Origin of the sequence: Streptococcus sp. SK140 (assembly GCF_000259525.1) — a bacterium.
Lineage (GTDB): Bacteria > Bacillota > Bacilli > Lactobacillales > Streptococcaceae > Streptococcus.
The window spans coordinates 1-13,299 of record NZ_AJML01000024.1; the positions used below are offsets into that span (position 1 = coordinate 1).

The 13,299-nt window shown below is 34.8% G+C and carries 12 protein-coding genes, 1 tRNA gene and 1 rRNA gene; all 14 read right to left on the reverse strand.

Annotated features, from left to right (window positions below; translation table 11 throughout):
- Window positions 1-93 (reverse strand): 16S ribosomal RNA (locus HMPREF1116_RS0102205); the annotation flags it as partial.
- A gap of 242 nt (window positions 94-335) precedes the next feature.
- Window positions 336-407, reverse strand: a tRNA-Glu gene (locus HMPREF1116_RS06535).
- A 255-nt stretch (window positions 408-662) separates the two neighbouring features.
- A complete protein-coding gene (ftsH, locus tag HMPREF1116_RS06540) occupies window positions 663-2,621 on the reverse strand; it encodes an ATP-dependent zinc metalloprotease FtsH (protein WP_001171816.1) in 1,959 nt (652 codons plus the stop codon).
- Window positions 2,622-2,637: 16 nt separating this feature from the next.
- Window positions 2,638-3,180, reverse strand: a complete 543-nt coding sequence (gene hpt / locus HMPREF1116_RS06545; RefSeq protein ID WP_000890190.1) for a hypoxanthine phosphoribosyltransferase — start codon at window positions 3,178-3,180, stop codon at window positions 2,638-2,640.
- Window positions 3,181-3,184: 4 nt separating this feature from the next.
- Entirely contained in the window at window positions 3,185-4,462 is a 1,278-nt protein-coding gene (gene tilS / locus HMPREF1116_RS06550) for a tRNA lysidine(34) synthetase TilS (RefSeq protein ID WP_001205615.1), read from the reverse strand.
- Window positions 4,459-5,727, reverse strand: a complete 1,269-nt coding sequence (locus HMPREF1116_RS06555) for a serine hydrolase (RefSeq protein WP_001224805.1) — start codon at window positions 5,725-5,727, stop codon at window positions 4,459-4,461. The genes tilS and HMPREF1116_RS06555 overlap by 4 nt, the downstream gene beginning before the upstream one ends.
- Window positions 5,720-5,842 carry an SP_0009 family protein gene (locus HMPREF1116_RS12445; protein ID WP_000429332.1) on the reverse strand — a complete coding sequence of 41 codons (123 nt, stop codon included), beginning with the start codon at window positions 5,840-5,842 and terminating at the stop codon, window positions 5,720-5,722. Before HMPREF1116_RS12445 ends, HMPREF1116_RS06555 begins: the two co-directional genes overlap by 8 nt.
- A gap of 6 nt (window positions 5,843-5,848) precedes the next feature.
- Window positions 5,849-6,217: a septum formation initiator family protein gene (locus HMPREF1116_RS06565; RefSeq protein ID WP_000277028.1), complete on the reverse strand. Its 369-nt coding sequence runs from the start codon at window positions 6,215-6,217 to the stop codon at window positions 5,849-5,851.
- Entirely contained in the window at window positions 6,210-6,476 is a 267-nt protein-coding gene (locus tag HMPREF1116_RS06570; RefSeq protein ID WP_001234970.1) for an RNA-binding S4 domain-containing protein, read from the reverse strand. Before HMPREF1116_RS06570 ends, HMPREF1116_RS06565 begins: the two co-directional genes overlap by 8 nt.
- Before the next feature lie 64 nt (window positions 6,477-6,540).
- On the reverse strand, window positions 6,541-10,044 hold the full coding sequence (gene mfd, locus HMPREF1116_RS06575; protein ID WP_000514112.1) for a transcription-repair coupling factor: 3,504 nt from the start codon (window positions 10,042-10,044) through the stop codon (window positions 6,541-6,543).
- Window positions 10,037-10,606: an aminoacyl-tRNA hydrolase gene (gene pth, locus HMPREF1116_RS06580; protein ID WP_000163915.1), complete on the reverse strand. Its 570-nt coding sequence runs from the start codon at window positions 10,604-10,606 to the stop codon at window positions 10,037-10,039. The genes mfd and pth overlap by 8 nt, the downstream gene beginning before the upstream one ends.
- 72 nt (window positions 10,607-10,678) lie before the next feature.
- The gene (gene ychF, locus HMPREF1116_RS06585; protein ID WP_001218725.1) at window positions 10,679-11,794 is read right to left on the reverse strand and encodes a redox-regulated ATPase YchF; all 1,116 of its coding nucleotides are present in this window, start codon (window positions 11,792-11,794) and stop codon (window positions 10,679-10,681) included.
- A gap of 84 nt (window positions 11,795-11,878) precedes the next feature.
- On the reverse strand, window positions 11,879-12,073 hold the full coding sequence (locus tag HMPREF1116_RS06590; protein WP_000285188.1) for a DUF951 domain-containing protein: 195 nt from the start codon (window positions 12,071-12,073) through the stop codon (window positions 11,879-11,881).
- Window positions 12,074-12,139: 66 nt separating this feature from the next.
- A complete protein-coding gene (gene dnaN / locus HMPREF1116_RS06595; protein ID WP_000581166.1) occupies window positions 12,140-13,276 on the reverse strand; it encodes a DNA polymerase III subunit beta in 1,137 nt (378 codons plus the stop codon).
- Window positions 13,277-13,299: the final 23 nt, after the last annotated feature.

The following is a 13,299-nucleotide window of genomic DNA, read 5'->3' on the forward strand; positions in this document are numbered from 1 at the left end:
CCGGAGAAGCAAGCTCCTCCTTCAGCGTTCTACTTGCATGTATTAGGCACGCCGCCAGCGTTCGTCCTGAGCCAGGATCAAACTCTCATTAAAAGTTTGAGTTCTCACTCATTTCTGTCACTGACAGATTTATTGTTTTTTCATTGTTCAGTACTACAACCTTAGTTGTAGTGCCCTGCACATTGGTTCGTCTTGTTCAGTTTTCAAAGGTCTTTGTCACTCGCTTCTCTCAAGTGACAACTGTATTAGTATATCACAGCCGCTTTCGCTTGTCAACACTTTTTTGAAACTTTTTTTAAATTTTTTTCATTTAGTGTTTCAACTGCTTTATACTATAGTCCGTACGGGATTCGAACCCGTGTTACCGCCGTGAAAAGGCGGTGTCTTAACCCCTTGACCAACGGACCGGAGTTGTTATTTTCAACTCTTACTATTATACCGACTTTTTTTGCTTTGTCAACACCTTTTTTTAATTTTTTTTTAGAAGTCTTGTAATGTTGCCTTCAGCTCTCTGAGAAGGGCTTTGCGGCCTTTAAATCGTTCGTCTGCCCAGAGTTTCGGTTAATTTTTTTCTTACAATAATTGTTTTTTATGAAGCACATATCATTTTTTGAAAAAACAGAGAAAACTTGTGCCTCCTCTGTTTATAGTATTTAAGATAATTAATTTTCTTCACTCATTTTTGATTTTACTTCATCATAAGATAGTGCATGTGATTCCTCTTCTACTGTTTCAGGCATCTTTCCTGTTTCGTATAGAGATTTAATTTGTGTACTATCCAGTGTTTCGTATTTCAATAATGCTTCTGCAATCAGCTTGTGAGTTTCACGATTTGACTGGATAATTTCAGCAGCTTTGTTTCGTGCTTCATTCAATAATGAACGAACTTCTTCGTCAATTTCATAAGCTGTTTGTTCTGAAATTGATTTTTGAGGGCTTTGTGCACCAAACATGGCATGACTTCCTTCATATTGTACTGGACCAAGTTTTTCACTCATACCATACTCTGTAACCATTGCACGCGCCATCTGAGTAGCTTGTTCGAAGTCATTAGATGCTCCAGTTGTTTGGACGTTAAAGATAATCTCTTCAGCTACACGTCCACCCATTAAGCCAGCTAATTGTTCTTTCATATCTTCTTTAGATAGAAGCATTTGGTCTTCCTTAGGAAGTGCAATCATATATCCGCCTGCACGTCCACGTGGTACTATGGTAACTTTATGAACAACACGGGCATTTGACAATACTAGACCGACAATGGTATGTCCTGCCTCATGGTAGGCAACCAATTCACGTTCTTTTTGTGAAACTGTCTTATCTTTCTTAGATGGTCCAGCGATAACACGATCTTCAGCTTCATCAATATCAGAAGCATCAATCACTGATTTATTACGACGAGCTGCAACCAAAGCTGCTTCGTTCAATACATTTTCCAAATCGGCACCAACAAAACCTGGAGTTTGTTGTGCTACCAATTTTAAATCTACATCTTCAGCTAAAGGTTTATTTCTAGCATGGACTTTCAAAATTGCTTCGCGTCCCTTAACATCTGGACGACCAACTAATACTTTTCTATCAAAACGACCTGGACGAAGTAGAGCCGGATCAAGAACATCTGAACGGTTTGTTGCCGCAATGACAATAATTCCTTCATTTCCTTCAAAACCATCCATTTCAATCAAGAGTTGGTTTAAGGTTTGTTCTCGTTCATCATTACCTCCACCTAAACCGACACCACGTTGTCGACCAACGGCATCAATTTCATCAATGAAGATAATAGCTGGTGCTGCTTTTTTTGCATCTTCAAAGAGAGAACGTACACGGCTCGCACCGACACCGACGAACATTTCTACAAAGTCAGAACCTGAAATACTAAAGAATGGTACACCAGCTTCTCCTGCGACTGCTTTGGCAAGTAATGTCTTACCGGTTCCCGGAGGCCCCTCTAAGAGAACACCAGCTGGAATCCGGGCACCCAATTTTGTAAATCGTTTTGGATCTTTTAAGAATTCAACAACTTCAACAAGTTCTTGTTTTTCTTCCTCTGCGCCTGCGACATCTGAGAAGCGAACTTTGATATCTTCTTTATTAGCAGCTTTAGCTTTACTACGTCCAAAGCTCATTGGATTACGTCCACTATTTCCGCCCATATTTCCCATCATAGAGAAGAGGAAGAAGAATAAGATAGCAAATGGTACTACTGAAACCAGGATGTTAATCCACATACCACTTGAGCTTTCGTGTTTCACTTCAATTTGTGTTTGATGTTCACTTGCTAGCTTTTGCAAATCCGCTACAGTTGTATCTGATGGGAGGACAATACTTGTAAATTTCTCTACTTTTGTAGCAGAGGGTGTAAAAAATTGAATTCCCGTTTCCTGTTTCTCTGTCTTAGCAGTTTTGTAGACACCATACACTTCAATAACACTACCACTTGGTTGGTAGGTCATTTCTTTTACATTGTCGTTAGTGATTTCCTGAACCAATTCTGAGTACTTAATTTGTTGACTATGACCAGCGGATCTACCAGCAAAAAAGTACTGGAATCCTGTCACTAGCAAGAAAATCATCAACAAATAAAGAAATGGATTTTTTATGAAACCATTATTTTGTTTTTGCATTCAAACACTTACCCTTCTATTTTGAGTAAACTTCCTCTTTCAATACACCTACATAAGGAAGGTTACGATAGTTTTCATTATAGTCTAAACCGTAGCCTACAACAAATTCATTTGGAATTGTAAAACATGTATAATCTGCTTCGATTTCTACTGTACGACCTTCTGGTTTATCAAGCATTGTGACAATCTTAACAGAAGCTGCTTCTCTTGCAGTAAACATATCTCTCAAACTCTTCAAGGTTTGACCAGTATCAATAATATCTTCTACAAAGACAACATGTCGACCTTTAATATCTTGAGTTACGTCTTGTTTAATATTAATGACACCACTACTTACAGTCCCACCATGATAGCTAGAGACCATCATAAAGTCCATTTCAAGATGTGTATCAATATATTTCACCAATTCTGCCATAAAAGGAATAGAACCTTTTAGAATTCCAACTAAAATCGGATTTTTTCCCTCATAATCTTTTGTCAACTGAGCACCCAATTTTTTAGCTGCTTCTGTAATTTCATCTTGTGAAATCAAAATTTTCTTGATATCTTTTTCTAACATGATTTTACCTATCTATTTTTTCTATATAAAGTACAGTGTTCATTATATCATTTTTCATTTTTTTACTCAAATCACTGATTTCAATTCCTAAAACTGAACAAATTTTTCCAAATTGCTCAATGATAATAGCTTTTTCTCGATTTTCTTTAGGAATTTTTAAATCAATAAAAAGTCGTCTTAGTTTTTTACGATGACCATTTTTTATCAAATAATCACCAGGCTGTCGATGCCGTATAATCAACGATGTTTCACGGGAAACATTTATTTGTTGAACATTTTCTCCTTTTAGGGGGATTCCAAATGAAAATAGAAAACCTTCATAATAAACTTGATTTTGATAGTTTAACACACACTCACTACTTTTTTCATCAGACTTTGGTCTGATTTTACCAATTTGAAAGTGCTGGTATTCTTTTATAAGTTCATAACCATTTTTTATACTATGGCGATATTGGCTCTTAGTTTTTAAAATATGATGAATTTCTTGAAATTGTTCTCTTGTTACATTTAAATCAGCAAAACAACTAAGGTATTGTTGTAGTAAAACTCGCTGTGTTGATTCACTAAAAGACAAAAACTGAGTTAAATCTTCCACATTGACTGTTTGAGATAATTCAGTCAGAGCAATTTGATAGTCAGATACTTCTTTTCCAAACTCTAAAAACGCTCTCTTTACCTGAATATTTTCTTTTTCCAGTTGTGGTAAGTAAATATTACGAACTCGATTGCGAAAATAATGATTTTCTTTATTCGTCCTATCTTCAAAATGCTCAACTTCAGGAAAATCCTTCTTATAAAAAGAAAGCAACGGACGAATTAATTCTCCCTTATCAAACTTTTGTCTCTCTTTTATAGCTGATAAATGTTGTAGTCTAACACCCCTAATCATTCGCATAAAAATCGTCTCAGCCTGATCATCTGCATGATGAGCTGTTACAAGGGCTGTAGAGGAAGTTTTCCCCATTACTTTCCTAAAAAATTTATAGCGAAATTGACGAGCATTTGCTTCTGAAAAATCTCCAGTAAAATGAGCTACGTAAATTGGAACTCCAACTTGTTCAGCTAGTTTTATTAATTCATATTCTTCATGATCAGATTCTAATCGTTGTTTATGGTTTACATGAGCTAAAAATAATTCAATCCCAAGTTCTTCTTGGTAAGTTGAAAGGAGATGAAAAAGAAACATCGAATCCAATCCACCAGACAAGGCTAGTACAACTCGTGAATGATCTTTAAAATAACCTTTTTCTAGAAAATGATTTAAAAAATCTCGGTCTCTCATTTTAGGACCTCATAGACATCCTTAGCAATTTTAGAAATGGTATCATAATCAGAATTTTTGGTAAAGATTGCAATAATGAAAGGAGAATCTGTATAGACTATTCCTACATCGTGTTTAAATTCATCTGCATCCCCAATTTTATGGGCTACCTTAGCAGAAATATTCTTAGCAATCCTCTGATTATCAAAAGCTGTTTGTGATAGGGATTCTAAAACAAAACCATTCTGATTATAAATAGATTCCATAACTTGACCAGCCATTTTAGCTGAAGCCAACTTATCTGTCACATCCCATTCCCCACCTGCGATAGTAGCCATCTCTTTTTTAAAGGCTTCATCTGATTTATTCGTAATATAATAACCAAGAATATTATGAGCTACATTGTCAGATTCTTTTGCAGTTTTTGTGATTAAATCTTTGAGAGTGTAGTCTTTATTGTCTGCTGTTTTAGGGAGATTTCCGCTTCCTTCAGGTTTATAAGAACCAGGGAAATCATTCACTTCAGAAACGTACTTCAATTTCGTGTCAAGTTGGTAATCACCTTGATTGATTTTTTCTTGAACATAATAAAGATAAGGCAATTTCATAACACTAGCAGCGTACATTTTTTGATCTTCATTAATCCCAGCTTCCTTACCTGTACTCAATTGTTTAATATAAATAGAGAACTGTTCATTTTGATAATTTGCAGATAGCAACTCTTGTACTTTCTGAATACGATTATCATCATCGGAAATATCATCCGTCGAAATCCAACCAGTTTGTTTGATATGTAAAAATTCATGCCCACCAGCAAAAATAGACATATCTACTTCAACATCTTGATAGGGTACCAAAGTAGATTTTAATTCTTGTTTATCATAAGGGCTATTATAGACAATAAATTCAGGTTCTAACCACACTCGTTTAGAAAAATTGTTGACATTTGAACTATCGTATAAAAGTCGTTTATCGGCCATCACAAACTGATTATTAGACAATTTAAAGACAGGCTGTCCTTGTTTATTTAATTTCCATTCTAAAACAGATAATTTTGTATCTGCATTGACTTTTCCTGATTCTTTAATCAAATCTTCTGTAGAATAAACAGATGTTTCACCATAAAATTTTGGAGATTCTATAACATCTTGATAGTAAAAATGATACGAAGCGTGGGTTAAGGAATAAACTTCTTGTTTTGGAATGATAACTGGATTCTCAGTGCTTACTACTTGGACACTTTTTAAAAAAATAGGAAGTAGCAATATCACTAAAAATTTACGCATTCTTTTTTTCCTCTTCTTCCTGTAACCGTAACAGATGATTTTTTTGAGCTAACTCTTCTAATTTTTCATCTGACTGACTTAAAAATTGTTCAATAATATCTAATAAATTTTCCATTTTACATTACCTAGGAAGTAAGTCCGGAATAGTATAAACTTCTTCCCATGATTTTGAATAGTAATATTTTGCACGCAAATACTTGGCTGCGTATGTTTCGTCCTTTAATTTGGTTGCAAGATTTGATTCTTTATCTTTTTCATCGCTCAATTCTTGATACTGTTTTTTCAGATCGGCTAACTGTTGGCGACGTTCGAGTAGTTGCTGATAACTTTGAGTCAAATTATAGGTTGGTAGGATGAACAACAACATAATCAAAATCAAAACCCAGCCCATAAAACGATTTCGTCTTTGTCGTTCTTCCATCAAGTATTTACGACGTTGGTGTTCATTTTGAATAAAAGAATTATTCATTTGCACAATTTTTTTATACATCGTTTTCTACCCTTGTTTCGCTGATAATTTCATACATACCTGCAGCATCTTCTTTTTTAGTGCTATCTTTCATTTCTAACACTTTTACGAGCAACAATTTATTTCCAAAACGAATTTCGACTTGATCGTTGATTTTTAAATCTGTAGAGCTCTTGGCAAGAATACCATTTACCTTGATACGTCCCTTATCTGCAACTTCTTTAGCCACTGTACGACGCTTAATAATTCTTGATACTTTTAAATATTTATCTAATCTCATTTTTATTACCTCAAATTATTATTGTACCATTTTTCTACCTTTTATAGAAGAAAAAAGATAACTCCTAATGTGACTCTTTTGATTCTTTTATGTTTGCTAATGATTCTCCAAAAGTTAAAAGACCTTCTAAAATTTCATAATCTTTTTTATTTCGAATATCAAATACAACTTCAATTAAACCTTGATTTTCTGAAATATTGGCCTTCAAACTTGTCTGAGATAGAGCCTGGAAATAATCTTGTGTTAAAAATAGTTGTTGCGAAATTTTTTCAAATTGAATAACAAGCTTATTATTTCTTCTTTCAACACGATTGACAAACACTTTATCAAGATATGCTTTAGCTAATCCAATTTCTAAAAGGTAAGCAACCACATCTGGATATTCTCCAAAACGGTCGATCAACTCATCTTGTAATTCTTCGTAGTTGACACGATTGTCAATTTGACGAATTCTCTTGTAAATTTCAATTTTATGCCGTTCATCTGAAATGTACTCATCCGGAAGATAAGCGTCAATTTGTAGAATTAACTCAGCATTTCCTTTTTCACGTTTCTTGTCAGTTCCATTTTTCTTAGCAATTGCTTCTTCTAGTAACTGAGAATACAACTCAAACCCAACAGAATCAATAAAACCAGACTGTGAACTTCCTAAAAGATTCCCAGCTCCACGAATGGATAAATCACGCATAGCGATTTTGAAACCAGAACCTAGTTCAGTAAAACCTTTGATGGCCTCTAATCTTTTCTCAGAAACTTCTGTCAAGGTTTTATCTGGACGATACATGAGATAAGCATATGCAATTCGATTACTACGACCAACCCGACCTCTTAATTGATACAAGGTTGACAATCCCATATGATCTGAATTTTCTATAAACAAGGTATTAGCATTTGGAATATCTACTCCTGTCTCGATGATTGTTGTAGTTACTAAAATATCATATTCACCTTCAATGAAATCAAGAAGTGTATTTTCTAAGCGAATTTCACTCATTTGTCCATGAACAAAACCAATTGAAGCTTCTGGAATCAACTCTTGTAACTCTGAAACCTTCTTTTCAATCGTGTCAACTTTGTTGTAAAGATAGTAAACTTGACCACCACGATCCATTTCTCTCAATACAGCATCACGAATGACACGATCATTCTGTTCAAGAACATAGGTTTGAACAGGATATCGATTAGTTGGAGGTGTTTCGATGACAGATAAATCTCGGATACCTAGCATAGACATATGAAGAGTTCGAGGAATTGGTGTCGCTGTCAAGGTTAAGACATCAACCTTCTTTTTTAATTCCTTGAGAGCTTCCTTATGCTTAACACCAAAACGTTGTTCTTCATCAATAATCATCAACCCCAAATCTGCAAACTCAACATCTTTAGATAAAACTCTATGGGTCCCTATCAAAATATCTACTTGACCTTTTTTCAATTTTTTAAGTGTCTCAGTCTGCTCTTTCTTACTTCTAAAACGACTCAAAACATCTACATTGACAGCAAATTGTTCAAATCTTTCCTTAAAATTACTGTAATGTTGCTGAGCAAGAACGGTAGTTGGTACTAAAACAACAACCTGTTTATGATCATTGACAGCCTTAAATGCAGCTCGCATAGCTACTTCTGTCTTACCAAATCCAACATCTCCAACTAAAAGTCGGTCCATCGGTTGAGAAGCCTGCATATCTTTCTTGATCTCTTCGATACTTCGAAGTTGGTCCTCAGTCTCTACATATGGGAATGCTTCGTCAAAAGCAACCTGATCTTCATCATCTTTTGAAAATGCATATCCTTTAAGTTGACTTCTCTCGGCATATAACTTAATCAAGTCATCTGCAATATCTTCAACTTGACTCTTTACTTTTTGCTTGGCTTTTTTAAAACGTCCATCGTTTAATTTGTTTAACTTTGGAGCCTTACCATCACTAGAGACATACTTAGAAAGAGTCTGTATCTGCTCTACAGGGATGGAAATACGGTCTCCATTTTGATATAGGACACTTACGTAGTCTCGATGAATTCCTTTGATTTCAATCGTTTCAATCCCTAAATATTGACCAATACCATGAATTTGATGAACAACATAATCTCCTTTTTGGAGTTCATTATAATCCTTTAATCGTTCAGCGTTACTGATATTTTGTCTTCGATACTTGCGTTTAATCTTCTTTTTAAAAATTTCATATTCAGTGATAAATACAAGATTTTCATCTACAAAATGAAAGCCATGTCGCAGATTTCCTTCAACAAGATTGACAGTTCCTTTACAGATTTTACTTTCATTACTATTATCAAATTTAATATCGTATTCATCAAGAATCGTTGACAGTTTCTTTAGTTCAGTTTTGCTACTTGCTTGAAGAATAATCGTATACTTTAATTTTTTGTAACGTTCAATTTCTTCTTTCAGAAAAGAAAACTGATTAAAGAACTCTTGCATAGGATATTGATTGAACTGGTACAGATTATTAAATTTCAAATTTCCAAGCCCTTTTTGAAAATTTGAAAAGAAAGTCGCTGGTACATATTTTTTAAACTGACTTTCTACATCAGCAAAATATTGTAAATTTGACACTGATTTACTATTATGTAAATCATCTGTAAAGTAGCTAGCTGTTTCCTTATCAAAAGCATCGTACTGGTTCATGATTTTTTGAAAATCATCAAATATAACAGGAACTTGATTCAAATAGTCTATCAATGTCCATTGTTTTTTATAAAATACAGACAAAAACTTGCGAATATCTGTATGAAGAACTTGCTCTTTCGTGCAACTAAAAACTTCTTCTAAGTAAGACTTTAAAGTTGGAGAAAGTGCCTTATCAATCTCATGTTCTAAAAATTTCAGGCCACGATGATAATCTTCAAAAGTTAGTAAAATATCACTTGCTGGATATATCAGTACTTTAGACTGACTGTCTTTAGAAAGCTGAGTTTCAGTATCAAATTCTCTTATACCATCAATTTCATCACCAAAAAATTCTATTCGGTAAGGAGATACTTGTGAGGTTTCAAAGATATCTAGAATATCTCCACGAAGGCTAAATTCTCCCTGACTTTGAACTTGTGTAACTTTCTTATAACCAAGAGAAATTAAGTGATTTTTTAATTCTCTTTGTTCGCATTCCTGGCCCACTTGAAGTTCTAAGATACTATTATCAAAAACTTGAGGATTTGGTAAGAATACCCGACTAGCTGCGACGTTACAAACTAAAATCCCTCTTTGAGACTTATCTCGTAGAAACCGCAGAGCTTCAACCCGAGAAAAAATCTTTTCCTGAGATGATACCAAAAATTCGACCATTGGTGAATCATCTACTAGAAATGGATAAACCAGATCCGAACCTAGTATAGAGATTAGATCATTGACCAGACGCTCAGCCTCTCCATATGTAGAAGTCATCACTAAAACCTTATCCTGACTCTTCAGACTACTAGCAATAGCTAAAGATTTTGCTGATCCAGAAAGACCTAGCAATAATTGTCTTTGTTTCTGTGGTAGGTTCTCATGCCAAGATAGGATTTGTTTATTCTCTAAAAAGAAATCGATTAATGCCATTTCCTTACCCATTATATTTCTGCATCGTCTTTTCAAAGTTTTTTTCTTGTAAATAATAATTTACAGCATCGTCAACCTTGTCAATAGATTGTAAAATACCAATATAATCTTCTTGATCAAACTTACTCAAAACATGGTGAACAACAGACATTCCTTTTTTAGGTCTACCTATACCAATCTTTACTCGATTGAAAACCTGTGTACCAATATGTTGGATAATTGACTTGATACCATTATGACCGCCAGCTGATCCTTTAGCGCGAAGTCGAATTTTTCCTACTTCCATGTCAAGATCATCGTAAATAATCAGTAAATCTTCAATATCTAAACCATAATAGGTTAATAAAGCATGAACTGCTTTCCCACTTTCATTCATAAAAGTTGTTGGTTTCACTAGATAAATTTTTTCACCATTAAGGAAAAATGAAGCTAATTCAGCTTGGAATATTTTATCGTGTGTAAATGATACATTCTGTTTTTTTGCTAGTTGGTCAATCAACATAAAACCAACATTATGTTTAGTTTCAAAATATTTATCCCCTGGATTTCCCAATCCTACAAGTAATTTTGTCATTTATATTTCCTTTCAAAAGTCAAAAGGGTTGGAATTTTTTTCCAACCTAATTGACATTATTTTAAATACTGATTAAACGTTAAAGCGGAATTCCATAATATCGCCATCTTGCACGACATATTCTTTTCCCTCTTCACGCAAACGTCCAGCTTCTTTTACAGCCTTTTCAGAGCCATATTTTACCAAATCGTCATAAGACATGGTCACTGCACGAATAAATCCTTTTTCAAAGTCTGAGTGAATGATACCAGCAGCTTGAGGAGCTTTCATGCCACGTTTAAAGGTCCAAGCACGAACCTCTTTTTCACCAGCTGTGAAGTAAGTTCCAAGTCCAAGCAAGTGATAAGCTGCGCGAGTCAACTTGTCAACGCCTGATTCTGTCAACCCAAGTGCTTCAAGAAACTCTTGCTTGTCTTCTTCGTCTAACTCAGAAATTTCTTCCTCAGCACGCGCAGAAATAACGACTACCTCTGCATTTTCTGTCGCTGCAAATTCTCGAATTTGTTTCACATAATCAATAGAGTCTGGGTCTCCAACAACATCCTCATCCACATTCGCTACATAAAGAACTGGTTTAGTGGTCAAGAGGAAAAGACCTTTGACAACCTTTTGCTCTTCATCTGTAAATTCAATGGTACGTGCTGATTTACCGTCTTCAAGAACTGGTTTAATCTTTTGAAGAACGTTAAATTCTGCAACTGATTCCTTATCTTTTTGCGTACGCGCCATTTTTTCTACACGCGCATAGCGTTTATTAACTGATTCTAAGTCAGCAAGAATCAACTCTAGGTTAATGGTATCAATATCTGCTAGCGGATCCACAAAGGCATCTTCACGACCTTGCTCACGCATGACATTTTCATCATCAAAGGCACGAACCACATGAACAATCGCATCAACTTCACGGATGTTGGCCAAGAATTTATTCCCAAGACCTTCTCCTCTTGATGCTCCTTTTACAATCCCTGCAATATCTGTAAATTCAAAGGTTGTTGGAACTGTCTTTTTAGGAGTAATCATTTCCGTCAATTTTTGGAGGCGTTCATCTGGAACTTCTACCATTCCAACGTTTGGATCAATGGTCGCAAAAGGATAGTTTGCAGCCTCTGCTCCTGCTTTTGTAATTGCATTAAATAGGGTTGATTTACCAACGTTTGGCAAACCCACGATACCTGCTGTTAAAGCCATAGTTTCTCATTCTCCGTTCACATTTCAATCTTCAATATTATAACACAAAAAGGGAAAACTTGCTAACCCTCCAAGTGAGTGTTACTAATCAATGATTTTGTTCATTTTTCTTTCAAAATCATAGCGACTCATCATAACCACATGATCACAATTGCTACATTTGATTTTGATATCTGCCCCTACACGTGTAATCTCCCAACGATTAGCTTTTTTACCAGTTGATTTGATTGTACAAGCGTGTGGTTTTTTCATTTCAACAAAATTTCCAACTTGATACATAGTTAATCTCCTTTTTCTTTTTCGATTATATCATAAAAGAGGCGAGCTAGGCTCTACCTCTTTCCATTAATTTGTGCGAACTGGCGTGATGAGCTGCATGAAATCTTCATCTGTATCAGCTGGAACTAGAGTAAATGGACGAACTGCTGAAATAAAGCTGATTGTAACTTTTTCGCTATTCAAAGCTTTTAGTGCTTCAATCAAATAAGTTGGGTTGAAACTAATTGTCAAATCAGCACCACTTACATTTTCAGTATCAATTTCTTCGTTTACTTTCCCTACTTCTGGAGAATGAACATGGGCACTTACAACTCCTTCTTTGATTTCTAATTTAACAGTACCATTTTGTGTCGCACTTGATAAGAGGCGAGCACGTTCCATAGACTGGCGTAGTTTAGCAACATCAAAAGTCACTGTTGTATTGAAATCTGTTGGAATCAATCGATCGGTATCTGGATAATTTCCTTCTAAAAGACGTGTGTAGAAGCTAATATTTTCACTTCTAAAGAGAATTTGATTATTGGCGAAGAAAATCTCTACTGTTTCGATATCATCCGTAAAAACAGCTGAAAATTCGCGTAGCGAACGACTTGGGATGACAACATCAAAATCATCGCTATTTTTTTCAAGAGTCAATTTCTTCTGACTGAGACGGTGAGAGTCTGTCGCAACTGTTTTTAATTCTTTGTGGTTGCTTAAAACAAAGTGGACACCTGTCAAAATAGGACGGCTTTCTTGGGTACTAGCTGCAAAAGCTGTTTCATTGATAATCTTTTTAAGAAGTTTTGTTTCAAGAACTAAAGGATTGCTTGCAGAAATTTCCTGAATACGTGGATATTGCTCACTATCTTTTCCTTTAAGAGTAATCTCTGATTTTCCACTAGTTAAGACAATTTGCTTTTGTTCAATCTCTTTAAAATCAAGTGTTACATCTGGAAGACTTGAAATAACATTGATAAAGAAAGAAGCTTCCAGTAGAACTGAACCTAAAGAGTTAATCAAGAGACCTGCATTTTCATTTTTTTGCGAGATAAAATTTTCGATTGAGATTTGACCATTTGATCCAATCAAGGTAATTCCTTCATTGGTAACATCAATTTTTACAGTCGATAAAATAGGAATTGCATTCTTTGAGCTAATAGCTCTCTTTGTTGTATTTAAGGCTTGTAAAAATAAGTTTTTGTTAATTGAAAAATGAATCATGGATTCTCCTTTATTCTTTTTAT

Coding starts and splice junctions, on each gene's coding strand:
- dnaN (WP_000581166.1), bottom strand. CDS start 13,276: ATGATTCATTTTTCAATTAACAAAAACTTATTTTTACAAGCCTTAAAT.
- pth (WP_000163915.1), bottom strand. CDS start 10,606: ATGACAAAATTACTTGTAGGATTGGGAAATCCAGGGGATAAATATTTT.
- HMPREF1116_RS12445 (WP_000429332.1), bottom strand. CDS start 5,842: ATGGAAAATTTATTAGATATTATTGAACAATTTTTAAGTCAGTCAGAT.
- ftsH (WP_001171816.1), bottom strand. CDS start 2,621: ATGCAAAAACAAAATAATGGTTTCATAAAAAATCCATTTCTTTATTTG.
- HMPREF1116_RS06590 (WP_000285188.1), bottom strand. CDS start 12,073: ATGTATCAAGTTGGAAATTTTGTTGAAATGAAAAAACCACACGCTTGT.
- ychF (WP_001218725.1), bottom strand. CDS start 11,794: ATGGCTTTAACAGCAGGTATCGTGGGTTTGCCAAACGTTGGTAAATCA.
- hpt (WP_000890190.1), bottom strand. CDS start 3,180: ATGTTAGAAAAAGATATCAAGAAAATTTTGATTTCACAAGATGAAATT.
- HMPREF1116_RS06565 (WP_000277028.1), bottom strand. CDS start 6,217: ATGTATAAAAAAATTGTGCAAATGAATAATTCTTTTATTCAAAATGAA.
- mfd (WP_000514112.1), bottom strand. CDS start 10,044: ATGGGTAAGGAAATGGCATTAATCGATTTCTTTTTAGAGAATAAACAA.
- tilS (WP_001205615.1), bottom strand. CDS start 4,462: ATGAGAGACCGAGATTTTTTAAATCATTTTCTAGAAAAAGGTTATTTT.
- HMPREF1116_RS06570 (WP_001234970.1), bottom strand. CDS start 6,476: ATGAGATTAGATAAATATTTAAAAGTATCAAGAATTATTAAGCGTCGT.
- HMPREF1116_RS06555 (WP_001224805.1), bottom strand. CDS start 5,727: ATGCGTAAATTTTTAGTGATATTGCTACTTCCTATTTTTTTAAAAAGT.